This window comes from Falsiphaeobacter marinintestinus (assembly GCF_007923355.1).
GTDB lineage: Bacteria > Pseudomonadota > Alphaproteobacteria > Rhodobacterales > Rhodobacteraceae > Phaeobacter_A > Phaeobacter_A marinintestinus.
Window position 1 is genome coordinate 18,300 of sequence record NZ_VOGO01000005.1, and the last position, 23,782, is coordinate 42,081.

31 protein-coding genes are annotated in these 23,782 nt (G+C 58.3%); 2 read left to right on the top strand and 29 right to left on the bottom strand.

The window, feature by feature from the left end; all coding sequences use genetic code 11:
* The 8 genes from FOY56_RS11805 to FOY56_RS11840 all read right to left on the bottom strand — a co-directional run bounded on the left by FOY56_RS11805 (nt 1) and on the right by FOY56_RS11840 (nt 8,188).
* Nucleotides 1-1,233, bottom strand: coding sequence for an amino acid ABC transporter permease (locus tag FOY56_RS11805; protein ID WP_146346058.1), 1,233 nt, complete (start codon nt 1,231-1,233; stop codon nt 1-3).
* 134 nt (nt 1,234-1,367) lie between these two features.
* The gene (locus FOY56_RS11810) at nt 1,368-2,384 is read right to left on the bottom strand and encodes an amino acid ABC transporter substrate-binding protein (RefSeq protein ID WP_146346059.1); all 1,017 of its coding nucleotides are present in this window, start codon (nt 2,382-2,384) and stop codon (nt 1,368-1,370) included.
* Between the two features lie 205 nt (nt 2,385-2,589).
* Complete coding sequence (locus FOY56_RS11815; protein ID WP_146346060.1) at nt 2,590-3,297, bottom strand: ATP12 family chaperone protein; 708 nt, start codon at nt 3,295-3,297, stop codon at nt 2,590-2,592.
* Complete coding sequence (locus FOY56_RS11820; protein WP_146346061.1) at nt 3,294-3,974, bottom strand: HAD-IA family hydrolase; 681 nt, start codon at nt 3,972-3,974, stop codon at nt 3,294-3,296. The genes FOY56_RS11815 and FOY56_RS11820 overlap by 4 nt, the downstream gene beginning before the upstream one ends.
* Nucleotides 3,971-5,014: an RluA family pseudouridine synthase gene (locus FOY56_RS11825; protein ID WP_146346062.1), complete on the bottom strand. Its 1,044-nt coding sequence runs from the start codon at nt 5,012-5,014 to the stop codon at nt 3,971-3,973. Before FOY56_RS11825 ends, FOY56_RS11820 begins: the two co-directional genes overlap by 4 nt.
* A complete protein-coding gene (gene crcB, locus FOY56_RS11830) occupies nt 5,011-5,391 on the bottom strand; it encodes a fluoride efflux transporter CrcB (protein ID WP_146346063.1) in 381 nt (126 codons plus the stop codon). The genes FOY56_RS11825 and crcB overlap by 4 nt, the downstream gene beginning before the upstream one ends.
* 101 nt (nt 5,392-5,492) lie before the next feature.
* On the bottom strand, nt 5,493-6,803 hold the full coding sequence (locus tag FOY56_RS11835) for a replication-associated recombination protein A (protein ID WP_146346064.1): 1,311 nt from the start codon (nt 6,801-6,803) through the stop codon (nt 5,493-5,495).
* Between the two features lie 2 nt (nt 6,804-6,805).
* Nucleotides 6,806-8,188 (bottom strand): trypsin-like peptidase domain-containing protein, encoded by a 1,383-nt coding sequence (locus FOY56_RS11840; protein ID WP_146346065.1) that lies wholly within the window; start codon nt 8,186-8,188, stop codon nt 6,806-6,808.
* Nucleotides 8,189-8,326: 138 nt separating this feature from the next.
* Here FOY56_RS11840 and FOY56_RS11845 point away from each other — a divergent pair, with 138 nt between their 5' ends.
* Nucleotides 8,327-8,773 (top strand): host attachment family protein, encoded by a 447-nt coding sequence (locus FOY56_RS11845; protein ID WP_146346066.1) that lies wholly within the window; start codon nt 8,327-8,329, stop codon nt 8,771-8,773.
* Nucleotides 8,774-8,827: 54 nt separating this feature from the next.
* Here the strand turns inward: FOY56_RS11845 and rplQ are convergent, their stop codons facing one another.
* The 7 genes from rplQ to rplO all read right to left on the bottom strand — a co-directional run bounded on the left by rplQ (nt 8,828) and on the right by rplO (nt 14,091).
* The gene (gene rplQ, locus FOY56_RS11850; RefSeq protein WP_146346067.1) at nt 8,828-9,250 is read right to left on the bottom strand and encodes a 50S ribosomal protein L17; all 423 of its coding nucleotides are present in this window, start codon (nt 9,248-9,250) and stop codon (nt 8,828-8,830) included.
* Between the two features lie 120 nt (nt 9,251-9,370).
* Nucleotides 9,371-10,387, bottom strand: coding sequence for a DNA-directed RNA polymerase subunit alpha (locus FOY56_RS11855; protein ID WP_146346068.1), 1,017 nt, complete (start codon nt 10,385-10,387; stop codon nt 9,371-9,373).
* A 115-nt stretch (nt 10,388-10,502) separates the two neighbouring features.
* Nucleotides 10,503-10,892 carry a 30S ribosomal protein S11 gene (gene rpsK, locus FOY56_RS11860; RefSeq protein WP_146346069.1) on the bottom strand — a complete coding sequence of 130 codons (390 nt, stop codon included), beginning with the start codon at nt 10,890-10,892 and terminating at the stop codon, nt 10,503-10,505.
* Between the two features lie 14 nt (nt 10,893-10,906).
* Nucleotides 10,907-11,275 carry a 30S ribosomal protein S13 gene (gene rpsM, locus FOY56_RS11865; RefSeq protein ID WP_146346070.1) on the bottom strand — a complete coding sequence of 123 codons (369 nt, stop codon included), beginning with the start codon at nt 11,273-11,275 and terminating at the stop codon, nt 10,907-10,909.
* Between the two features lie 259 nt (nt 11,276-11,534).
* Nucleotides 11,535-12,134 (bottom strand): adenylate kinase, encoded by a 600-nt coding sequence (locus FOY56_RS11870; protein ID WP_146346071.1) that lies wholly within the window; start codon nt 12,132-12,134, stop codon nt 11,535-11,537.
* On the bottom strand, nt 12,131-13,501 hold the full coding sequence (gene secY, locus FOY56_RS11875) for a preprotein translocase subunit SecY (protein ID WP_146346072.1): 1,371 nt from the start codon (nt 13,499-13,501) through the stop codon (nt 12,131-12,133). Before secY ends, FOY56_RS11870 begins: the two co-directional genes overlap by 4 nt.
* 110 nt (nt 13,502-13,611) lie before the next feature.
* Nucleotides 13,612-14,091 carry a 50S ribosomal protein L15 gene (gene rplO / locus FOY56_RS11880; RefSeq protein ID WP_146346073.1) on the bottom strand — a complete coding sequence of 160 codons (480 nt, stop codon included), beginning with the start codon at nt 14,089-14,091 and terminating at the stop codon, nt 13,612-13,614.
* Between the two features lie 437 nt (nt 14,092-14,528).
* Between rplO and FOY56_RS11885 the strand changes: the two genes are divergently transcribed.
* Nucleotides 14,529-15,752 carry a DEAD/DEAH box helicase gene (locus FOY56_RS11885; RefSeq protein WP_425468364.1) on the top strand — a complete coding sequence of 408 codons (1,224 nt, stop codon included), beginning with the start codon at nt 14,529-14,531 and terminating at the stop codon, nt 15,750-15,752.
* Between the two features lie 49 nt (nt 15,753-15,801).
* Here FOY56_RS11885 and FOY56_RS11890 read toward each other — a convergent pair whose 3' ends face one another.
* From FOY56_RS11890 to FOY56_RS11955, 14 genes are all read right to left on the bottom strand, one after another.
* Nucleotides 15,802-17,013, bottom strand: coding sequence for a cytochrome P450 (locus tag FOY56_RS11890; protein ID WP_146346074.1), 1,212 nt, complete (start codon nt 17,011-17,013; stop codon nt 15,802-15,804).
* A gap of 141 nt (nt 17,014-17,154) precedes the next feature.
* Entirely contained in the window at nt 17,155-17,343 is a 189-nt protein-coding gene (gene rpmD, locus FOY56_RS11895; protein ID WP_146346075.1) for a 50S ribosomal protein L30, read from the bottom strand.
* Between the two features lie 12 nt (nt 17,344-17,355).
* Complete coding sequence (gene rpsE / locus FOY56_RS11900) at nt 17,356-17,937, bottom strand: 30S ribosomal protein S5 (RefSeq protein ID WP_146346076.1); 582 nt, start codon at nt 17,935-17,937, stop codon at nt 17,356-17,358.
* Between the two features lie 120 nt (nt 17,938-18,057).
* Nucleotides 18,058-18,417 carry a 50S ribosomal protein L18 gene (gene rplR / locus FOY56_RS11905; protein WP_146346077.1) on the bottom strand — a complete coding sequence of 120 codons (360 nt, stop codon included), beginning with the start codon at nt 18,415-18,417 and terminating at the stop codon, nt 18,058-18,060.
* An 11-nt stretch (nt 18,418-18,428) separates the two neighbouring features.
* Nucleotides 18,429-18,962, bottom strand: coding sequence for a 50S ribosomal protein L6 (gene rplF, locus FOY56_RS11910; protein ID WP_146346078.1), 534 nt, complete (start codon nt 18,960-18,962; stop codon nt 18,429-18,431).
* Nucleotides 18,963-18,972: 10 nt separating this feature from the next.
* Entirely contained in the window at nt 18,973-19,365 is a 393-nt protein-coding gene (rpsH, locus tag FOY56_RS11915; protein WP_146346079.1) for a 30S ribosomal protein S8, read from the bottom strand.
* A 13-nt stretch (nt 19,366-19,378) separates the two neighbouring features.
* Nucleotides 19,379-19,684 carry a 30S ribosomal protein S14 gene (gene rpsN, locus FOY56_RS11920; protein ID WP_146346080.1) on the bottom strand — a complete coding sequence of 102 codons (306 nt, stop codon included), beginning with the start codon at nt 19,682-19,684 and terminating at the stop codon, nt 19,379-19,381.
* 18 nt (nt 19,685-19,702) lie between these two features.
* On the bottom strand, nt 19,703-20,266 hold the full coding sequence (rplE, locus tag FOY56_RS11925; protein WP_146346081.1) for a 50S ribosomal protein L5: 564 nt from the start codon (nt 20,264-20,266) through the stop codon (nt 19,703-19,705).
* A complete protein-coding gene (rplX, locus tag FOY56_RS11930) occupies nt 20,259-20,570 on the bottom strand; it encodes a 50S ribosomal protein L24 (protein ID WP_146346082.1) in 312 nt (103 codons plus the stop codon). The genes rplE and rplX overlap by 8 nt, the downstream gene beginning before the upstream one ends.
* A complete protein-coding gene (gene rplN / locus FOY56_RS11935; RefSeq protein WP_146346083.1) occupies nt 20,570-20,938 on the bottom strand; it encodes a 50S ribosomal protein L14 in 369 nt (122 codons plus the stop codon). Before rplN ends, rplX begins: the two co-directional genes overlap by 1 nt.
* A gap of 76 nt (nt 20,939-21,014) precedes the next feature.
* On the bottom strand, nt 21,015-21,245 hold the full coding sequence (gene rpsQ / locus FOY56_RS11940) for a 30S ribosomal protein S17 (RefSeq protein ID WP_085794080.1): 231 nt from the start codon (nt 21,243-21,245) through the stop codon (nt 21,015-21,017).
* Between the two features lie 14 nt (nt 21,246-21,259).
* The gene (gene rpmC / locus FOY56_RS11945; RefSeq protein ID WP_146346084.1) at nt 21,260-21,460 is read right to left on the bottom strand and encodes a 50S ribosomal protein L29; all 201 of its coding nucleotides are present in this window, start codon (nt 21,458-21,460) and stop codon (nt 21,260-21,262) included.
* Nucleotides 21,461-21,675: 215 nt separating this feature from the next.
* Entirely contained in the window at nt 21,676-22,971 is a 1,296-nt protein-coding gene (locus FOY56_RS11950; RefSeq protein ID WP_146346085.1) for a hypothetical protein, read from the bottom strand.
* Nucleotides 22,968-23,498 (bottom strand): hypothetical protein, encoded by a 531-nt coding sequence (locus FOY56_RS11955; RefSeq protein ID WP_146346086.1) that lies wholly within the window; start codon nt 23,496-23,498, stop codon nt 22,968-22,970. Before FOY56_RS11955 ends, FOY56_RS11950 begins: the two co-directional genes overlap by 4 nt.
* Nucleotides 23,499-23,782: the final 284 nt, after the last annotated feature.

The following is a 23,782-nucleotide window of genomic DNA, read 5'->3' on the forward strand; positions in this document are numbered from 1 at the left end:
TCACCGCTCCTTCAGCTTAACGGCGTTGTTGTAGATGTTCATCACAAACGATATCGCCAGCGAAATGGTGAGATAGAACAACATCAGCAACAGAACGCATTCGATGGCGCGACCCGTCTGGTTCAGCGTGATCCCCCCCAAAGTGGCGGTGATATCGGCATATCCAACGGCAATCGCCAGTGAACTGTTCTTGGTGATGTTCAGGTACTGCGAAATCAACGGTGGGATGATCACACGCAGCGCCTGAGGCAGGACCACAAGGTTCATGACGCGGCCCGGGCGCAGGCCCAGCGACGCAGCAGCCTCGGTCTGACCTTTCGAGATGGCCTGGATACCGGCGCGGACGTTTTCCGCGATAAAGGCGCCGGTGTAGACCGACAAGGCGAACCAAAGGGCGATCAGCGGTCCGCCGATCTTGATGCCACCACTAAAGTTAAAGCCTTTGAGCGCGGGGTATTCCCAAGACAAGCCCATGATGGCTAGCAGCACGACAACAGGGACAAACCAGATCGCCAGCGTCCAGTACCATGTGGTCGGGCGCAGGCCGGTGGCCTCTTGCTTGGCGGTGGCCCAGCGCGACAATGCCCGGGATCCGAACGACGATCCCACAAGCACCAGCAGGACCAGAACCCAGTTCAGCGCGGTTGCCGCAAACAGCGGGTTGGCCAATTGAGGACCGGGGATATAAATGCCGCGGTTGGTAAAGGCGAAACTGCCAAACAACATCGACGCTGCCGGTTCATCACCCCGGAACGCCCGGGGGGCCGGCAGAACGGCTGTCATGATTGTGAAGATGATGATGATCCAGATCAGGACCGGAATATTCCGAAAGATCTCGACATAGAACGACATCAGCTTGCTAACCAGCCAGTTGTTCGACAAGCGCAGAACCCCTGCCACAACACCTAATACGGTGGCGGTGATACAGGCCAGAAAGGCAACCAGAAGGGTGTTCAGAATCCCGACCCATGCCGCCTGCAGGTTCGACGATTGGCTGTCATAGGGGATCAGTGTCTGGTTAATGTCGTAACCCGCCGGATTACGCAGAAATTCATAGCTGATGTTCAGCCCGGCCTGCTCCAGATTGCGGGCGAGGTTGCTGGCAAGATAGGCAATGGCCACGATCAGCAGGATCAGGGCGATGGCTTGAAATGTGAAGGATCTGTACCGCGTATCGTTCAGCAGCATCGACAGCTGGAAGGATTGACGCGGGGGGTCTGTAATAGTCGTCATGTTCGGATTATCCCCGTTTTCCCGATTTTTTCCCTCCGGCAGAGTTGTTCTCCGCTCCTCGAAAACCGGTCGATTATTGTAGGTAGAGGCAAAAAGGGCGCGGTGTGATCCGCGCCCTTTTCAAAGTATCCGGATTAACGGAACGGAGGCGAGTACAGCAGGCCGCCTTCGGTCCACTGTGCGTTCAGACCACGCGCCAGACCGATTGGGGTATCTTCGCCGATGTTCTTGGCAAAGATTTCACCATAGTTGCCGCCCGCCATGATGGCGCGCTTGGCCCACTCGGCGTCCAGACCCAGCATCTCGCCCAGGGTACCTTCGGTGCCCAGCAGACGGTTGATTTCCGGGTTGTTGGTGCCGGCTGCCATCTCACCGATGTTGGCCGAGGTCACGCCCAGCTCTTCTGCGGTGATCAGAGCGTTCAGAGTCCAGCGGACCACGTCACCCCATTCGTTGTCGCCATGGCGAACCAGCGGGCCCAGCGGCTCTTTCGAAATGATTTCAGGCAGCAGCACGTGCGCAGCCGGATCTTCGAAAGTTGCGCGGGTCGCGGCCAGGCCGGATGCGTCCGTGGTGTAGACGTCACAGGCACCGGCAAGGTACTGCTGCTGCGCTTCGGCGTTGGTTTCGATCGGAACCGGCTCATAGCTGATGTTGTTGGAGCGGAAGAAATCCGCCAGGTTCAGCTCGGTCGTGGTGCCGGTCTGGATACAGACAGTGGCGCCGTCCAGTTCTTTGGCCGACGAAACGCCCAGATCCTTCGGAACCATGAAGCCCTGACCGTCATAATAGTTCACGCCAACAAAGGTGAACTTAAGGTCGACGTCACGCGAGAAGGTCCAGGTTGTGTTACGGGCCAGCATGTCGATTTCGCCGGAAGCCAGCGCGGTGAAGCGGGTCTTGCCGGTTGTCGGAACAAACTCGACAGCGGCCGGATCGCCCAGAACAGCTGCGGCAACGCCACGGCAGACTGCGACGTCAAAACCATTCCACTCTCCGTTGGCATCCGGTGCCGCAAAGCCCACCAGACCGGTGGTCACGCCGCAGTTCAGTTTGCCACGTGCTTTCACGTCGTCGACTGTGCCAGCGGCAGCAGCGGCTGCAGCCAGGCCAGCAACGGTCAGCGCACCCAAGAATACCGATTTTTTCATTGTTACCTCTTCCTGATTTTCCGCCTCGTACGGGGCGGTTTGTCCGACACCCTCATGCCGGTTTGAGCTGTTGACGGGTATTTCCCCTCAGCGACGTGAGTTTGGGCGGAATCATCAACAAAGGTCAAGACCGGTATCAGAGATTCGCATGTGTCCAAGCCCCAACAAATCATGGGAAAGGCCGTGTCGCCCAAAAGCTGAACCATTACGCGAGGTCAAAGAACCTTTTCGCGTGTAAAAATTCCTGCCGCTTGCGTTCTGCAACGGCCTGCGCTTCGTCATCAGCACCCCATTGCTCTTCCTGCCAGGTTTCATCGACTCGCGACAAGGCCCAGATCGACTCGGCATCGCGCCACCCCCTGGCGGTTGCGAATCCCAGCACCAGCGACCCGCTCAGGCTGACAAGATCGTGAAAGGCGGCCAGCTGAAATGGGCTCAGCGCATGCACTTGCGCGGCAAGGTGTTGCTGACCTTCGGCGTCCTGCGGTTTATGCATCAGCCCGGTCTGTACGGTCAGCCGGACACCCAGCGTATCAGCCGCCCAGTCCAGCGCCGGATCCCAAAGATCGGCCTGACGCCGAACCAGTGCCTGCGGGCTGTCAGCCCGATAACACAGCAGATCGCAGTCACCGTACGCGGCCAGCATATCTGCCACTTCGGCATGCTGCACGGCGACCTTGTCGATTGCCGCATTGGCTGATCGGGTCATCGGCATGCTGCCGGGGTCAACGCCCTTTTCGGTCTGGGCGTCCCACTCGCCAGCGATGCTGTCAGCCATACCCCGGCTGGGCACGACCAACGCCGCCTTGGCCGGTGTTTTCACCAGCCGGCCATCAAGGGCCACGGTGTATCCATCATCGGCCTCTTCAACCGATACAGTTTTCCAGAACCGTTTCTGCTTCCACTCGGTCATGTCAATCTGCCCCAGATCTGTTCCAGTTCCGGGTGCAACTGGTCGAAATTCGACAGGACCCGGTGCGCGTTGTGCAGGGTATCGGCCGGGTGATAGCCCCAGTCGACCCCAATCGGCGTCACCCCGGCGGCGCGTGCCATATCCATGTCGAACCGCGTGTCACCGACTAGCACCGTATTGCGCGGCTCGACCCCGGTTTCGGCCATAGCGGTCAGCACCATCGACGGGTGCGGTTTTGACGGATGATGGTCGGCCACCTGCTGCGTCACGAACATCTGCGACAGCCCATGCGCCTCAAGCAACGCATCCAGACCACGCCGCGATTTTCCAGTGGCGATACCCAGTAAAACATCCGGGATCGCGTGCAAGCGCGCCAGCGTGTCCAGCGTGCCGGGATACAGCGGCGCAGATCCCGCGCCCAGTGCGTGCCGGTTGGTCTGAAACGCTGCTTTATACCCGGTCACCAGCTGATCGCGCACCGGCTTGGGATGCTCGCCTGCAAGCTCAACCATGCCTTCGTCCAGCGAAAGGCCGACAATCGACAGGATGTTGCCGCGCGCAGGCACCGGCATTTCAAGCCCGTCAAACGCCGCCGTCATCGCCGAGACAATGCTGACCTGACTGTCGACCAGCGTGCCATCGACATCAAAGATCACCAGCCGCAGGGGTGACGTCATACCAGCCCCTCGAACGGATCGTCATCGGCCAGGTCTTCGGTCCACCCAAAGGTGTCCCAGCTTTCTTTCATATGCGGCGGCAACGGGGCTTCGATCACCAGCGGTTTGCGGGTGACAGGATGTTCGATCATCAGGCGGCGCGCATGCAGGTGCATCTTCTTGCTGATGATCCCGCCCAGTTGCGCGCCCCAGCCATCGCCAAGGTTTTCCTGACTGGATCCGCCGTATTTGCCATCACCGATGATCGGATGCCCCATCTCGGCCATATGCGCCCGCAGCTGGTGGGTACGGCCCGTGATCGGTTCCATCGCAACCCAGGCCGCGCGCCCGGCCACACGGTACAGCGTGGCATACAGCGTATGCGCCCGCTTGGCGCCCGGCGTGCTGTCAATGTCGCGCGGGTGCACCGTGACCATCTTTTCGCCTTCGCCCTGCCGACCATGGCCGCCGGCCTTGACCAGCCCGGCCTTGATCTCGCCCAGATAGGGCGTTGGCACACCGGCAACCAGCGCCCAGTATATCTTGCGCGTGGCCCGATGACGGAACGCTGCCGTCAAGGCGCTCGCCGCCGAGCGCGTGCGGGCCAGCAGCAAAACGCCCGAGGTATCCTTGTCCAGCCGGTGCACCAGACGTGGGTTTTCATCATAGCCAAAGCGCAGCGCCTCGCCCATACCATCAACATGGCGCGTCGTCCCGCTGCCGCCCTGCACGGCCAGCCCATGCGGCTTGTTCAACGCAATGACATCATCGTCGCGATAAATCACGCAATCGCGGATCATCCGGGCATCTGCTTCCGAGACCTGCGGCTTGGGTTGCGATTCAACCTGCCCCGGCTCTGGCAACGGCGGTACGCGCACGCTTTGGCCGACCTCCAGACGGGACGACGCCTTGACCCGCCCGCCATCAACGCGCAGATCGCCCTTGCGGCACATCTTTTCAATGCGGCCCTGACTGACATGCGGAAACTTGCGCCGCATCCAGCGGTCAACCCGCTGATCGCCATCGCCCGGCCCCACGGTAATCGTTTGTACCCGGCTCATGCCCAGATCCCCCTTGCAAAATACAGACCTGCAGCCAGTCCGCCGACCGACAACACCACCGATAAGACGATGTAAAGCGCGGCCAGCCCAAGATCACCGCGTTCATACAGCGTCATGGTTTCAAGCGAAAACGCCGAAAACGTCGTGAACCCGCCCAGGAACCCGGTCATCACCAATGGGTTTAAATGTGTCAGCCCACGATGCGCTGCCGCAACCACGAACATCCCCATCAGGAACGACCCCACAACATTGACCACGATCACGCCCAACGGGAACGGGTTCATGCCAAAGACACGGGCAATCCCGACCCCGGCCAGAAACCGCGCGGACGCCCCAAGCGCTCCGCCAAGGGCCACATATGCAAGCGATGTCATCATGGGCGGTCTGTCGCGCGGGACGCCAGCGGAGTCAAGCACCGCGCCCCTTTCATCTCTTTGACAAATACTCCCGCCGGAGGCCTCCGCGCACAGCGCGGACCCTAGTCGCTGCCCCGTTGGGACCGAAGCCGAGCAAAATAGTCCAGCCGTTTCTTCAAATCCCGCTCGAACCCGCGCTCGACCGGCTGATACAGATCGGCCCGCGGCACGCCATCAGGGAAATAGTTCTGACCGGAAAACCCGTCCTCGGCATCGTGATCATAGGCATAGCCCGCGCCATAGCCCTGATCCTTCATCAGCGACGTCGGCGCGTTCAGGATATGCTTGGGCGGCGGGGCGCTGCCGGTTTGTTTTGCCAGCCGCATCGCCGCCTTATAGGCCACATATCCGGCGTTGGATTTGGGCGCGAGCGCAAGGTACGCAACCGCCTGCGCCAGCGCCAGCTCCCCTTCGGGCGATCCCAGCCGTTCATAGGTTTCCCAGGCGTGCAGGCAGATCGTCTGCGCCTGCGGATCGGCCAGCCCGATATCTTCGACGGCCATGCGGGTAATACGGCGGGCCAGGTATCGCGGGTCTTCGCCCCCGGTCAGCATCCGCGCATACCAATACAGCGCCGCATCCGGGTCAGACCCGCGCACCGATTTGTGCAGCGCCGAAATCAGGTTGTAATGCTCATCCCCTGATTTATCGTATTTGGCCGCCCGGCGCATCAGCCGGGTGGCAAGGGTGTCCGGGTCCAGCTTGCCCTCGACCGTCCATGCCGCAACCTGTTCGATCAGGTTCAGCAGGGCGCGACCGTCACCGTCTGACATCTCCTGCAGGGCTTCGCGCGCGTGGCCGGTCAGCGGCAGGGCGCGGTCCAGCTCTTTCTCGGCGCGTTGGGTCAGGCGTTCAAGATCGATCAGCGACAGGCGTTCAAGCACCAGCACCTGCGCGCGGCTCAGAAGGGCTGCGTTCAACTCAAAAGACGGGTTCTCGGTCGTCGCGCCCACCAGAAGGATCGTGCCGTCTTCCATATAGGGCAGGAACCCGTCTTGCTGGGCCTTATTGAAGCGGTGGATTTCATCGACGAACAGCAGGGTCCCCTGCCCGTTTCCGCGCCGGATTTTTGCGGCCTCGAACACCTTTTTCAGATCCGGCACCCCGGTGAAGATCGCGCTGATCTGAACAAAGTGCAGATCGCTTTCCTGCGCCAACAGCCGGGCAATCGTGGTCTTGCCCACGCCCGGCGGCCCCCAAAGAACCAGACTCGACAGCGAACCCGAAGCCAGCATGACGCCCAAAGGCGCCTCGGGGCCAAGCACCTGCTCCTGCCCGATCACGTCACTCAGTACCTTCGGGCGCAGCCGGTCGGCCAGAGGCCGGTTGGGCGCGTCAGCCGGAGTCGGATCGGTGGCGAACAGGTCCGCCATGGTCAGAGACGGAACCGCATCGACATGCGGCCACCCCGGCGCATCAGGTCAACCTGCACCCAGCGGCCCGGTTTGGTCAGCGCCTTGCGCACATCACCGGTGCGGTCGATTTCGGTCTTGTTGATCGTCAGCAGCACGTCCCCGGGCTGAAACCCGGCCCGCGCGCCATAGGCTCCGGGGTCGATCACAACCACGCCCTCGGTCGATAGCGGCAACCCGACCTGAGCGATCACAGCCGGATTTACACGGGCCACCGACAGACCGGGCAGAACGGTCTTGTCATCCAGCGTCAACCGCTCGGCCTTTGGGGTGTCAGGCGGCGCGATCATGGGCACGGCGACCTGTTCGCTGCCATCGGGTGTGGCGCGGGTCACCTGCGCCGTATTGCCCAGCCCGGCCACCGTCATGCGAAAGATCATCTCGGGTGCCGTGTTGACCGGCAGGCCATCGACTTCGGTGATCACATCGCCCACGGCAAACCCGGCTTTCAGGAACGGGCTGTCGGCATGCAGATCCGAGATGACAATGCCCTCGGGCAAATCCAGCCCCATCGACGCCGCCAGATCGGAATCGACCGGCTGACCGGCCATCCCGGCCCATGGCAATTCGAAGCGTTCATTGCCAGCGCGGGCCTGATGCACAAATTCGGCCACCAGATTGGCCGGGATCGCAAAGCCGATGCCGTTGGATCCGCCCGAGCGGCTGACGATGCGGGTGTTGATGCCAATCAGATCGCCATTCACGTCGATCAGCGCTCCGCCCGAATTGCCCGGGTTGATCGGCGCATCGGTCTGGATGAAATACCCCCGACCCTGACCGCCGCCTGCCCCCGTGCGGGCAAGCCCCGACACGATACCACTGGATACGGTTTGCCCCACTCCAAACGGGTTGCCGATGGCCAGTACCAGTTCGCCGACCTCAACATGGTCCGAATTGCGCAGGCGCAGATAGGGCAGGTCTTTGACCTCTTCCAGCTGCAGGATGGCAAGGTCCGCACCCTGATCGCCCAGAATGACGCGCGCCGTGTATTCCTTGCGGTCATTGGTGACGACACGGATATCCGTCGCCTGGCCCACCACATGATAATTCGACACCACGATACCATCGTCTGACAGGATCACGCCGGACCCCAGCGAATTCTGCACGCGCGGCTGCGGGGTGCCAAAACCACGAAAGAAATCGCGAAAGAACGGATCGTTTGAAAACGGGCTGTCATAGCCCTGGCGCACGATCTTGGCATAGATATTTACCACGGCCGGGGCCGCCTGTTTGACCAGCGGCGCAAAGCCCAGCGAAATCTGTGACTGGCTTTGCGGGACCTGCGTTTGGCTCAAGGCCGGCGCGGCCAAAGCGATCCCGACGGCAAGAATAAGCAAGCGGAACATGGCGTCTCCTTAACGTTAGGCTTGGATATGCGCCCCGGTGCCAGGGATTGCAAGCCGCCCTGCGTCACACACGCCCCACACCTTGTGGGGCAATGGAACGATCCTTACTTTTACGGTGATACGTTAAGGGAGAGTGCCATGACACAGTTGACCAACGGAACCTGGATCGTCGTTGCAGACAGCGAAAAAGCTTTGCTGATGCGCAACGTGACCGATCATCAGGACCCCAATTTCGAAATCATCGCCCGCGAAGACGGCGATGAGACCGGAAGCGGTTCGGATCGACCCGGGCGCAGATCCGACAGTGGGCCAAGTCAAAGCTCCGCAATGGAAGAAACCGATTGGCACGCGCTGGCGCGGGATCGGTTTGCCAAAGACCTGTCGGACCTTCTGTATGGCTTTGCCAACAAGGGTCGGTTTGACCGGCTGGTGATCGTGGCCTCGCCGCAGGTTCTGGGGGCCCTGCGCGGGGATCTGCACAAAGTGGTGGCCGATCGCGTGGTCGCCGAAATCCCGAAAACGCTGACCAACCACCCGGTGCGCGAACTGGAAAAGCTGATCAAAGCCGATCTTGACGCGGCATAAAAAAACGCCGCCCGAAACCCGGGCGGCGTTTCTTCTTCCCCAAGGGGAAAAAACTTAAGCTTCTTCGGCAACTTCTTCAGCTGCAAGGCGGGCCTTGTCGGCGGCGCCTTTGGCGTCGACGTCGCGGTCGACAAATTCGATGATCGCCATCGGTGCCATGTCGCCATAGCGGAAGCCGGCTTTCAGGACGCGGACATAGCCACCCTGACGGTCTTTATAGCGCGGGCCCAGAACGGCGAACAACTTTTCGACGTCCTTGTCTTCTTTCAGCTTGGACGCGGCCTGACGGCGGGCGTGCAGGTCACCGCGTTTTGCCAGCGTGATCATCTTTTCGATGATCGGGCGCAGTTCCTTGGCCTTGGGCAGAGTCGTCTTGATCTGCTCGTGCTCGATCAACGAGCCGGCCATGTTGGAAAACAGCGCCTTGCGGTGCTCGTGGGTGCGGTTTAGGCGGCGATAGCCTCGTGCGTGACGCATTTCATGGTCTCCTTAGTGCTTTATGCTTTGTCCGGAGCCCCATGCGTGCGGGGCCCTCTCCTTGGGGCGATGCTGCCCATTTTGTCCCCGGCAATTCCGGGCATTTTGGGGAAGACGCGCTTAAAACGCGTCTTCGAATTTCTTGGCGAGATCTTCGATGTTGTCGGGCGGCCAGTCCTCGACGTCCATGCCAAGGTGCAGACCCATTCCGGACAGCACTTCCTTGATCTCGTTCAGCGACTTGCGGCCGAAGTTCGGGGTGCGCAGCATCTCGGCTTCGGTTTTCTGGATCAGATCGCCGATGTAAACGATGTTGTCGTTCTTCAGGCAGTTTGCCGACCGGACAGACAGTTCCAGCTCGTCCACTTTCTTCAGCAGAAGCGGGTTGAACTCGAGTCCATCATCGTCGTCCTGACGGTTGGCCGATTCAGGCTCATCGAAGTTGACGAAGATCGACAGCTGGTCCTGAAGGATACGCGCGGCAAACGCCACGGCATCTTCCGGAGTCAGCGATCCGTCGGTTTCGATTTTCATCGTCAGCTTGTCATAGTCCAGAACCTGACCTTCACGGGTCGGCTGAACGTCATAGGCAACCTTCTTGACCGGCGAATAGATCGCATCGATCGGGATCAGGCCGATGGGCGCATCTTCCGGCTTGTTCTTTTCAGCCGAGACATACCCTTTGCCGGTGTTGACGGTCAGTTCCATGAACAGGTCAGCGCCATCATCAAGGTGGCAGATCACATGCTCGCGGTTCAGAACCTCGATGCCGGCACTTTCGCTGATGTCACCGGCGGTCACAACCGACGGGCCCTTGGCAGAAATCGACAGGCGCTTGGGGCCTTCGACGTCCATCGCAAGCGATACGCCTTTGAGGTTCAGGATGATGTCGGTGACGTCTTCACGCACACCAGCAACGGACGAGAATTCGTGCAGGACGTTGTCGATCTGAACCGACGTAATGGCAGCGCCTTGCAGCGATGACATCAGGATACGGCGCAGGGCGTTGCCCAGCGTCAGACCAAAACCACGTTCCAGCGGTTCGGCCACAACGGTGGCCTGGCGCGCTGGGTCATTGCCCGGCTTGACGTCAAGCTGTGTCGGCTTGATCAGTTCTGCCCAATTTTTATGGATCATGCGGTCCCTCCATACTTGTCTGTCCCCCATGTCCATTAGGTTCAGACGCCCGAGGTTTCAAAACGGCGAACTGGGGCCGCGCGGAAATGCGTAGCCCCAGCAAATTGATCGGTTCTTAAACGCGGCGGCGCTTCGGCGGGCGGCAGCCATTGTGCGCCATCGGGGTCACATCACGGATCGAGGTGATGTTGAAACCGACAGCGGCCAGTGCGCGCAGGGCCGATTCACGTCCCGAGCCGGGGCCCTGAACTTCGACTTCCAGCGTTTTCACGCCATGATCCTGGGCCTTCTTGCCTGCATCTTCTGCAGCCATCTGAGCGGCATAGGGAGTCGATTTCCGCGATCCCTTGAAGCCCATGGTGCCAGCCGACGACCATGCGATCGCGTTGCCCTGCACATCCGAGATCAGGATCTTGGTGTTGTTGAACGAGCTGTTCACATGCGCCACGCCGGATGCAATGTTCTTACGCTCTTTTTTCTTGGTGCGTGTCTTATCGCGTGCCATTGATCAGACCCCCCTTATTTCTTCTTACCGGCAATGGCCCGTGCGGGGCCTTTGCGAGTACGAGCATTGGTATGGGTCCGCTGACCGCGAACAGGCAGGTTGCGGCGGTGGCGCAGGCCACGGTAGCAACCAAGGTCCATCAGACGCTTGATGTTCATCTGCGTTTCACGACGCAGGTCACCTTCGACGGTAAAGTTCTCGTCGATATGCTCACGAATCTTCAGGACTTCGGCGTCAGACAGTTCATTGACGCGACGAGCCTGGTCGATGCCGACCGATTCGCAGATGGATTTGGCCGATGCAGGGCCGATTCCGGTGATATATGTCAGGGCGATGGGGACCCGCTTTGCAGTCGGGATGTTTACGCCGGCAATACGTGCCACGTGTCACTTTCCTTTTCGTTGCGGTTCCGTTGTGCCGGAACCTTTTTTCACAACGCTTGACCTTGGCAGTGTCGCCAGCGGGCCCAGCAGTATGAGAGGTGATCTTGTGGACAGACGAATCCCGCCCACGCGATTGATTCCCTTGCGGGATGGGGGTCGATATGGGGTTTTTCAGAAATCGTCAAGCCCTGCGAAGCAAGTGCCGTTGTCAAAGCCCCCGAAACGCTAAATCATCTCGTATCGGGGCGCTGTGAATTGCCTAACCGTTGCCGATGATATCGCCGCCATTCAGCACTGCTGAAATCGCCGACTTGACCTCATCCATCGTCCCCAGACCATCAATCGAGGTCAGGTTGCCCTTGGCATGATAGTAACCAATCAGCGGCGCGGTTTTCTTGTAATATTCCATCAGGCGGATGCGCACGCTGTCTTCGTTGTCGTCGGCGCGGGCCTCTTTGCCAGCAGCGACGGCTTCGGCGGCGCGGCCAACGATGCGCTTGACCAGCGTGTCGTCGTCAACCTGCATCTCGATCACAGCGTCAAGCTGTTCGCCATTCTCTTCCAGCAGATCCGCCAATGCGTCAGCCTGGGCCAGGGTGCGGGGGAAGCCATCAAAGATAAAGCCACCCTTTTTATCGCCTTCAAGCTGTTCGCGGATCAGCCCGATCACGATCTCGTCGGTGACAAGCTCGCCCTTGTCCATGACGTCGGCCACAATCTTGCCCATCTCGGTGCCGCTGGTGCGTGCTGCGCGCAGCATGTCGCCGGTGCTCAGCTGGATCATGTCGCGGTCTGCGACCAGCATGCCAGCCTGCGTTCCTTTACCGGCCCCCGGAGGCCCAAGCAGAATGATGTTCATCGACGAGCTGGCCCCCTCCTGCCGCGCTTCTTGCCACCACCTTTACGGCTCAGCTGAGATTTTTCGATCAGACCTTCGTATTGGTGCGCCAGAAGATGGCTCTGCACCTGCTGGATCGTATCCATGGTGACCGAAACGATAATCAGAACCGACGTGCCCCCGAAATAGAACGGAATGGCGAACTGGCCGCGCAGAATTTCCGGCAAGACGCAGACTGCAGCCAGATAGGCCGAGCCCAGCACAAGGATGCGGTTGACCACATATTCCAGATACTCGGCGGTTTTCTTGCCCGGACGGATGCCGGGGACAAAGCCGTTCTGGTTCTTCAGGTTCTGCGCCACGTCATCGGGTTTGAACGACACGTTGAACGTATAGAAATAGGCAAAGAACACGATCATCGAGACGAAGAACAACAGGTACAGCGGCTGGCCGGGGCCAAAGTTGGCCAAAAGCCAGGACATCACAGGGCCGCTTGCCGCACCGCTTGAGAAGGTCGAGATCGTGACCGGCAGCAACAGAAGCGAGCTGGCGAAGATCGCCGGGATTACACCGGCTGGGTTGACCTTGACCGGCAGGTGGCTGGAGCCACCGTCATAGACCTTCATACCGACCTGACGGCGCGGATACTGAATATGGATCTTGCGCAACGCCCGCTCCATGAACACCACGAAGGTGATCACGCCGATAACCATCAAAAGCACACCAACGATCACGGCGGGGCTGATTGCGCCGCTGCGGCCCGAGGCAAAGAACTGCGCGATGGCAGCGGGAACTTCGGCGATGATGCCGACGAAGATGATCAGCGAAATACCGTTGCCGATGCCGCGCGCGGTGATCTGTTCACCCAGCCACATCAGGAACATTGTGCCCCCCACCAGGGTGATCATCGTCGAGAATCGGAAATACATGCCCGGATCATGGGCCAGATCGCCCGCTTCCAGTGACACCGCAAGGCCATAGGCCTGCACCGTGGCCAGCGCCACCGTGCCCAGACGGGTATACTGGTTGATCTTCTTACGGCCCTGTTCGCCTTCTTTCTTGAGCTGCTCAAGCGACGGCACCATGGCCGTCAGCAACTGCACGATGATCGACGCCGAGATATAGGGCATGATGCCAAGGGCGAAGATGCCCATACGACCCAGTGCGCCACCGGTGAACATCGACACCATGCCGCCGATGCCCTGCCCCGCACTCTCCATGAATTCACGCAGCGCCGACCCATCAATGCCGGGCACCGGGATAAAGGTGCCAAGGCGATAGACGATCAGAAGGCCAAGCGTGAAAAGGATGCGATTACGCAGATCTGTCGCTTTGCCAAGGGCGGACCAACTTGTGTTCGCCGCCATTTGTTCTGCTGCTGATACCATTGAATGCGGTCTCTTTTATGCAAACACCGCCCGGAACCGTTTTCTGGCTCGGGCGGCGTCAGGGAAAACTCAGGGGATATGTAAGCGGCATATGCGCCGCTCACAACCCGTTATTCTGCGGCGGGTGCCGCTGCGGCTGCCACCTTCAGAGACCCACCAGCCTTTTCGACCGCCTCGACCGCCGATTTCGACGCGCCGGTGACTTCGATGTTCAGGGCTGCGGTGACGTCGCCTTTGGCGAGAACGCGGATGCCGTCACGCTTGCGACGGACCAGTCCGGATGCGATCAGCGCATCTTCGGTGATCGCGGACGAGCCGTCGATCTTGCCCGCATCAACAAACTTCTGGATCAGGCCCAGGTTGATAACGGCGAATTCTTTGCGGTTCGGCTTGTTGAAGCCACGCTTGGGAAGACGCTGGTACAAAGGCATCTGACCGCCTTCGTAACCGTTGATCGCCACACCCGAACGGGAGTTCTGGCCTTTGATACCACGGCCACCCATTTTACCTTTACCGGACCCGGGGCCACGGCCAACGCGCATGCGTTTCTTGGTTGCGCCAGGGTTGTCGCGCAGTTCGTTCAGTTTCATATCGCTTCTCCTAAGCCGGATGTGGCCCCCGAAGCGTAACGGGCCAACCACGGCGTTTCTTGGTTTTGATTCTGTGGCACAGATGGCCACCGGCTGCGTTTACATGGATGCCCCTGTCGTTTCAAGTGCTCTTGGGCAGGTTTGGCGCCTCAGTCGGCCTGCCTGTTGACATAACGACCAAAGCCGCCCATATGCCTCTTACTTGCTTGTCTGCTGCGTGAGCGGACCGCGCGTTGTTTGGCTGAAATTCAGCCACGGACTCCGCAGCACATACTATCCTCACCTTGTTCCCATTTCACGCGGGGTTCAGCGCGCTGAACATGTCCGGGCTCCTCCGGATCTGTCTGGTGCGGACCGCATACCGCGATCGTCGTCCCCTACGGGATGGCATCACCTGTTCGTGTGGCAATGCTTGCCGCACCCGAAAGGACCAGTCTTTGGACTTTACCATGTTGGGGCTGACGCCCCGCCTGATCGCCAATCTTGAAAACCTTGGCATCAACGAACCGACACCGATCCAGAAAAAAGCCGTGCCACACGCCATGAACGGGCGTGACGTGATGGGCCTTGCTCAGACCGGCACCGGCAAAACGCTGGCCTTTGGTCTGCCCTTGTTGACCGCCCTTCAGCGGATCGAAGGCAAGCCCGAGCCGAAGACCGCACGCGGCCTGATCCTTGCGCCAACGCGCGAGCTGGCCAAGCAGATCGTCGACAACCTTCTGGCCTATGGCGCAGGGACTTCGGTTCGCGTCGCTCTGGTCGTTGGCGGCGTGTCGATCAACGCCCAGATCAACAAGTTGCAGCGCGGCACCGAGCTGCTGGTTGCAACACCCGGCCGTTTGATTGACCTGCTGGATCGCAAAGCCGTTCGTCTGGATGACACCAAGTTTCTGGTGCTGGACGAAGCCGACCAGATGCTGGACCTTGGCTTTATCCACGCGCTGCGCCAGATTGCGCGGCTGCTGCCGGACGAACGCCAGACCATGCTGTTTTCGGCCACCATGCCAAAACAGATGTCGGAAATCGCCGACAGCTACCTCAATGATCCGGTTCGCGTTGAAACCGCGCCTCCGGGCAAACCGATCGAAAAGATCGAGCAGTCCGTACATTTTGTGGCACAAGCCGCGAAAAGTTCGCTGTTGATCGAACATCTGGGTGAGCATCGCGGCGAACTGGCGCTGGTGTTCTCGCGCACCAAACACGGCGCCGAACGGCTCAGCAAATCGCTCGACAAGGCCGGGTTCAAGGCCGGGTCTGTGCACGGCAACAAATCGCAGGGCCAGCGTGAACGTGCATTGAAAGCCTTCCGCAATGGCGATCTGCAGGTTCTGGTCGCGACGGATGTTGCGGCGCGGGGTCTGGATATCCCGGATGTGCGCCACGTCTATAACTTTGATCTGCCGAACGTGCCCGACAACTATGTGCACCGGATCGGCCGGACCGCCCGTGCCGGTCGTGATGGCAGTGCCGTTGCCTATTGTGCGCCTGATGAAATGGGTCAGCTGAAAGACATTCAGAAAACCATGGGCCGCGACATCCCGGTGGCCAGCGGCACCCCGTGGGAGCCTGTGAAGTCTGAAGCCAAGGCAAAGGCCAAGCCGTACAAACGGCGCAGGCCGCAGGGCCGCAGGTCTGGTGGCGGCAACAGACGCGCTGCATAAGCTTGAAAGAACGCCCCGGTCCAGCGACCGGGGCGTTTTTCTTTGCACCCTATCGCACCCGGATCGGCAGCGACGTAAAACCACGGAACCGGGCCAGCGGCAGGATCTCACGCGGGCCATTACCTGTAACATTGGGGAAACGTTTCACGAAACGTCCCAACGCAATGCGCCCTTCCACCCGCGCCAGCGTCGCCCCAAGGCAAACATGGATGCCGGTGATGAACGCGATGTGGCGGTTCGGCTTGCGGGTGATATCCACCCGGTCAGGATCTTCGAACACCGCCGGGTCGCGATTGGCCCCGGCGATCGAGGTATGGATATAGGTGCCCTTGGGCAAGACCTCTCCACCCGGCAGTTCGATATCAGCGCCCGCCAGACGGTTGCCGATCTGCAGCGGGCTTTGCACCCGCAAAAACTCTTCCACAGCCGTTGTGATATGGTCGGGTTCATCCATCAGCAATTGATGTTGGTCAGGATGGTCCAACAGCGTGGCAATCGCGTTTGCCGTCATGCTGGTCGTGGTTTCATGCCCCGCGTTCAGCAGGAAGATACAGTTCTGGATCAATTCTTCTTGCGTCAGGCTGCGCCCGTCATGTTCGCCAAAGATCAGCGATTCAAGCACTTCGCCCTCGGCCGCGCCATCGGGGTTACGCCGCCTGTGATCAATCAGGTCGCCCAGAATTTTCGAGAACTCAACAACCGCCGCATTGCCCGCCGCCATGCGATCTGGCGGAACAATCGGGTCCAAAGCCCCTAGGATGGCCAGCGAATAGCCACGCAGCTTTTCGCGGTACTCTTCCGGAATCCCCAACATGAACGAGATGATCTCGGTCGGCAGAATGGTGGCGAAATCCGAGATCAGGTCCAGCTCTCCCATGTCATCGACACGGTCCAGCAAGCCATCCACAATGCCTTCTATCCGGCTTTCCATTTCGGCCAGTTTGCGCGGCGTGAACGCCCCGGCGATCAGCTTGCGCACCACGGTATGATAGGGTGGGTCGCGAAAGATCAGGCTGGTGGTGTGGTGGGTGTGCAGCGGACATTGCCCGAACTTCTTGCCGAACTCATCCGTCTTGTCCGACAGCATGTCACGGGATTGATACACCTTCAGGCAATCGGCATGCCGCGTCAGATACACCGACCCGTCGGCGTTTGTGTGGATCGGGCTGTTGTCACGCAACCAGTGCAACGTCGGATGCGGGTTTTCGATAAACCCCCGATCTATGGAATTCAGGTCGAACGCCCGTAAATCCGTAAGCATGCTTATCTCCTCCCCCGTCCGAACTCTGACCTGTCAGATCTGTTCTGGCAAGAGCCATGCCCGCTCAACGAAAAAAACGCCCCCGGTTTCCCGGAGGCGTTTGAACGATCAGATATGGCGAAGATCCCCTCGCCAAACGTGTCAGTCGCGTTCTTCGATGATTTCGACCATGTGCGAAACCTTCCGCACCATGCCGCGGATCGAGGGTGTATCCTCAAGTTCGCGGGTGCGGTTCATCTTGTTGAGACCCAGACCGATAAGCGTTGCACGCTGGTCGGCGGGGCGGCGGATCGGAGAGCCGACCTGCTTGACGACGATGGTTTTTGCCATGAGTGCGTCTCCTTATGCGTCTGCGGTTTCAGCAGGCGCTGCTGCAACCGGTGCTTCGTCCCGCTTGGGCAGGATGTCAGCAACCTTTTTGCCGCGGCGCTGAGCCACCGAACGGGGCGACTGCTCTTTTTGCAGGCCGTCGATGGTGGCACGGATCATGTTATAGGGGTTCTGCGAGCCAATCGACTTCGACACAACGTCCTTTACACCCAGCATCTCGAACACGGCACGCATCGGACCACCGGCGATGATTCCGGTACCTTCAGGTGCTGACCGCATGACGACCTTGCCGGCACCGTGACGACCTTCCATGTCGTGGTGCAGGGTGCGGCCTTCTTTCAGCTGCACACGGATCATCTGGCGCTTGGCCTGTTCTGTGGCCTTGCGGATCGCTTCGGGAACTTCTTTGGCTTTACCTTTGCCAAAACCGACGCGGCCCTTCTGGTCACCAACCACTACGAGAGCGGCGAAACCAAAGCGCTTACCACCCTTAACGGTTTTAGAAACCCGGTTGATCGCGACCAGGCGGTCTGCGAATTCCGGTGTTTCGTCACGATCGCGGCCACGGCCCCGACGGTTATCACGTTCTGCCATGCGGCATTCCTTTCAGACTGGCGCTGCCCTTGTCAGGCCCTGCGCCTTGAATTTGTCAATCCAGGTGGGTCAGCTGACCCCCGGATTATCGGGGCGGTGTCGCCACCGCCCACACTGGTCTTAGATCTTCAAGCCACCTTCACGCGCAGCGTCGGCCAAAGCCTTCACCTTGCCGTGGAAGAGAAATCCGCCGCGATCGAAATAGGCTTCGCTCACACCGGCTGCCTTGGCACGTTCGGCAATCGCTGCACCCACTTTCGTGGCTGCTTCGACGTTGTTCTTGCCGACAATTCCCAGATCCTTCTCGAGAGAAGAAGCCGAGGCCAGGGTGACACCGTTGACGTCGTCGATCAGCTGAACGCTGATGTTCTTGTTCGAACGGTGAACCGACAGGCGCGGACGCCCTGCGTTGACTTTGCGAAGCTTGTTCCGGACGCGCAGGCGGCGCTTGAGGAACAGATCCCGTTTGCTGTTTGCCATTTGTCTGGTCCTTACTTCTTCTTGCCTTCCTTGCGGAAGATATACTCATCCTTATAGCGGATACCTTTGCCCTTATAGGGCTCGGGCTTACGCCATGCTCGGATGTTTGCTGCAACCTGGCCAACCAACTGTTCGTCGGTGCCTTCGACGATGATGACTGTCGCTTTCGGCGAGGTGACTGTGACACCTTCCGGGGCAACAAAATCAACATCATGCGACAGGCCGAGGTTCAGCTTCAGGGTGTTGCCCTGCATCTGAGCCCGGTAACCAACACCCTGGATCTCCAGCTCTTTCTTGAAGCCGTCGGTCACACCGGTCACCAGATTGGCGACCATGGTGCGGGACATGCCCCATTGCTGGCGGGCACGCTTGGATTTGCCGCGTGGGATGACGCTGATCGAGCTGTCTTCGACAGAAAGCGTGACGTCGTCGGTCGCGGTGAAGGAACGGGCGCCTTTCGGGCCCTTCACTTCGATGGTCTGGCCGGAGACAGCAGCAGTTACGCCGCTGGGCAGCTCGACCGGTTTCTTACCAATACGAGACATTGCGTTCTCCTTAGAAGACGGTGCAAAGCACTTCGCCGCCAACATTCTGGCTGCGTGCGTTCGCGTCCGACATCACACCTTTCGGAGTGCTGACAATCGACACACCCAGTCCCTGACGGACGCTGGGGATATCTTTGACACCCATGTACACGCGACGACCGGGTTTGGAGACCCGCTTGACTTCGCGAATAACAGGAATGCCTTCATAGTACTTCAGGCTGATCTCGATTGCCGGATGGCCATTGGAATCCGTGGCACTTTCGTAGCCGCGAATATAGCCTTCGTCCGCCAGCACATCCAGAACCCAACCGCGCAGTTTGGATGCGGGGGTGGATACGGTGGATTTGCCACGCAGTTGTGCGTTGCGGATCCGGGTGAGCATATCGCCGATAGGATCGTTCATCTGTCGCTCTCCCTTACCAGCTCGATTTCACCATACCGGGGATCTGGCCATTCGAGCCCAGTTCCCGCAGCGCGATCCGGCTGACCTTAAGCTTACGGTAGTAAGCGTGAGGACGACCAGTCAGCTGACAACGGTTGTGCAGACGGGTTGCCGAGCTGTTGCGCGGCAGTTTTGCCAGTTTCAGACGCGCTTTGAAACGCTCTTCCATCGGCAGGCTTTCGTCATTCGCGATTTCTTTCAGCTCGGCGCGCTTAGCGGCATATTTTGCCACCAGACGCTCGCGCTTTTTCTCGCGTTCGATCATGCTTTTCTTAGCCATGAAATATCTCTCCCAGGCTCAGCTGTTGAACGGCATGTTGAAATGCTTCAACAGCGCCTTGGCTTCGGCATCGTTGTCCGCCGTGGTGGTGATCACGATGTCCATGCCCCAGTTCTCGTCAACCTTGTCGAAGTCGATCTCGGGGAACACGATGTGTTCCTTCAAGCCCATGGCATAGTTGCCACGGCCATCAAACGACTTGCCCGACACGCCGCGAAAGTCACGGATACGGGGCATCGCGATGGTGATCAGACGATCAAGGAATTCGTACATGCGGTCACCACGAAGGGTCACTTTCGCACCCATCGGCATGTCCTCACGAACGCGGAAACCAGCAATCGACTTCTTGGCTACGGTTGTCAGGGCCTTCTGGCCTGCAATCACAGACAGGTCGGCCTGGGCTGACTTGGCTTTCTTCGAGTCACGGACAGCAGCTGCACCGCAACCGATGTTCAGAACGATCTTGTCCAGACGCGGGGTCTGCATGTCGTTCTTATAGCCGAACTCTTCCTTCATCGCGGCACGGATGGTTGTGTTGTACACATCCTTGAGACGCGGGGTATAGGCTGCAGTATCAAGCATCGATCACGTCCCCCGTGGTCTTGGCAAAACGAACCTTCTTGTCACCTTCCATACGGAAGCCGACGCGGGTTGCTTTGCCGTTCGCGTCCACCAGAGCCAGGTTGCTCAGCTGGATCGGCATGGCCTTGGGCAGGCGACCGCCCTGGCTTGTCTGGGTCTGACGGGTGGCGCGGATGGCAATGTTGATGCCTTCGACCACGGCTTTGCCGGACTTGGGATCAACAGAGGTGATGTTACCCTCTTTGCCCTTGTCCTTGCCGGTCAGCACGACGACCTTGTCGCCCTTGCGGAGTTTAGCAGCCATTACAGCACCTCCGGCGCAAGCGAGATGATCTTCATGAAGCTTTTGGCGCGCAGCTCACGAACAACCGGGCCAAAGATACGTGTACCTACGGGCTCCATGTTGTTGTTCAGGATAACGGCGGCGTTGCGATCAAAACGGATCGCGGTGCCATCGTCGCGGCGAACTTCTTTTGCGGTGCGTACGACGACGGCCTTGCGGACGTCACCTTTCTTCACGCGGCCGCGTGGAATGGCTTCCTTCACCGAGACGACAATGATGTCGCCTACAGAGGCGTATTTACGCTTGGAACCACCCAGGACCTTGATGCACTGAACTCGGCGTGCGCCGGAGTTGTCAGCGACATCCAGATTGGTCTGCATCTGGATCATGTGGTTTCTCCCGACCTGTGGGGGCTGGTCTTGTTCTATCCCCCAGGGTTTCGATCAAACTAAAAGGTCTTTTGGCTTACGCCTCCAGAACCTCCCAGCGTTTCGTTTTCGATTTCGGCGCGCATTCGATGATGCGGACTGAGTCGCCGACCTTGAAAGCGTTCTTTTCATCGTGAGCCCGGTACTTCTTGGACTTACGAATGGTCTTCTTCAGAACCGGGTGTGTGAAACGACGTTCCACTGACACGGTTACAGTTTGTGCGTTGGCGTCCGAAGTTACGGTGCCTTGGAGAATACGTTTGGGCATCTGTCAGGCTCCTCTTACTCGGCTGCTGTCTTGGCTTTTTCATTCAGCACGGTTTTGACCCGCGCCACATCCCGCTTCACCGTACGCATGCGCGCGGTGTTTTCCATCTGGCCGGTGGCCTGCTGGAAGCGAAGATTGAAAGCTTCTTTCTTGAGTCCCGCCAGATCCTCACGGAGCTGATCGGGCGTCTTATCACGCAATTCTTGGGCGTTCATCGCCTTTTCCTTTTCTCAAAACACCAGAAAGCCCCGATTATCGGGTCACCTTTGACCTGGTGGATGAATGATTGACATGCGAATCCTTCCGTCAGGAGGAATCCGCAGGATGACGCTCTCTACGGGTGTTTCACTGCTGTGACAAGAACAAAGTTCTAGGCCGAACGCTCTGCAACTTTGCAAGTAGAATCATTGCTTATTGAAAAATGACGTCACTACTCGCTGTAGATGTGCTTCTTCACACTAACCGCACAGTCATTGCGTTGCTTGCTGCCACAGGTCGCGTTCAGACGGGATATCAACATAGTGACCAGATTTGCCCGAATGTCAGACTGCTCAATATCCAGTTTATCTGACAGAAGCTTGAATAGACGCTTGTGCTGGAGTGGACCGTTTACGCTGTACATCATAGATCGCTTGAGCTTGTTTGATAGCAAGCGCTTTCCCTCCTCGCTCATCTGGTCGGGAAGTTTATAGCTGCTGCCATCAAAACTCAAATGTGCTTCCCTGACATAGGACGGCACAAATTTACCAAAAGGTCCTCCTTTTTCGCAAGCAACAATCGAAATTAGAACTGCAAACTGAAACATTCCATCTTTCAAATCTTTGTCGCGATAAGCGAACACCGTGAAATCAATGGCAGATTTGTAATCGGTCTCTGGAACGCTGTCTGGTTTGGTCAAGTCTTCAACCGGCTTTGATATCTCCGCAATGTACTTGTCGCTTCCTTCACTAACGCCCCCGCCAACAAATACTTCGACGGCTTTCACATCCCATTGGTCAGAATTTAGTTTCCATGTGTCGGCGGAACTCAAATATTCTTTTCGACTGACATCAAACTGTGTCCCAGACACGTGCTTCCGTCCACATGGCAGAGACAGTCGGCTTGCATATCCTTCATAAACTTCCCAACGAGGGATCGTTCGGTCTTTAACACGAGTCAGCATGCCTTGGCGTTCGAGTTGCTCAAAGCGGTCTTCTCGATAAAAATACGCCAATTCATCGCCATTTTGGAGATGAATAACGCCGCCAGTCTCCGCCACAATTCTAAATGAATGTCCGACACCAATTTCTTCCCGCTCGGCCGGTTTACAGAATTTCGACGTGCACGCGTTGTGAGCATGGTGTACAACCACTTCGTGAGTCTCACGGCTTCCAAAGTTACTTGTAGACAAATCGCTTCGCCATACGGAAACCGGCAAACCGGTTTGAGTGCGACCGGTGAGGAAATCGGATCCGATTCTTGCGTTTTGGGGCGTTGCTGGAAAAAAGATGGTCATGCCTGGCAAAAAAGTAAGAACACGCGCCGGTTCTTTCTCCGCCCCACGGTACGATTGCTTTCCTCGGACCGGGTTTGGCTGGAAGCCGGACAGCGGGTACGTGCCTCTCTTCACCCACTTTGCCACAGGCGTCGGAACTTGCCCGTGTACCTGACCTGCGGTTAGGACCAAAGCGCCCATAGTAAACACTGCGGTAATTAAAGCCATATTTCGAAACAGGTGCGTCATCATTGGTACCTCGAAGACAGGTCAATTATGGATACGCGAAACTCGCGAGCCAGTTCTTTGCCAGCTGCCTGAAAATCCTCTCTAGTCGCACTAGAAGGCCCAATATCAGCCATCTGTCCAAGGACAGCTTGGAACTTGGTTAGAGTTGCCAAGTCGCTGTTCAATACACCTTCTAGCAGTTTCTGCGCCAATAACACGTCACGCTGAAAGGTTCGAAAATTATTGCCGCACTCACTTTCCTGTGCGATCGAAAAGGTGAAAACACACTCATATCCATCGGCATATCCATTTTGCAGTAAGTGAATTACCTTAGTTGTTTCCTGGTTTCGAAATTCCTGCAACGCGCGGCGCTTCTCACCCCGCTCAATCGCCCTCTCTGCCCAATCGACCAAAAATAGCGCTAAAACGCCGATGACCAAAGCCGAAACCACCGCTTTGACGGCGGACATAACAATTTCCTGAACCAAGGTGTCCGCACCGGTAGTCCAGAAGCTTTTATCAAAGATCGTCTTAAAGTTTACATCGGACATAGAGTCCTCACGAGCAGCTATTAGCACCTTCCGAGTCCAACACTCGGCTCCAAAATCAAAAAAACCTAAAATTCATTTCCTAAAACTGTCATGAACATACAAAATGCTCAGTTTTCTTCAAATGCTATCCATCAGCATCTCTGCACAGCGGGGTTGCATTCACCAGCAACGGCGGGAGACAGCAAAACCTCGCCACTCCAAGCAGAGAAACAGATACATGCCAATATATAGACCCGAATCATGATGCCCTCCAAATTAACGACGTAAAAATAGCAAAGAATTGA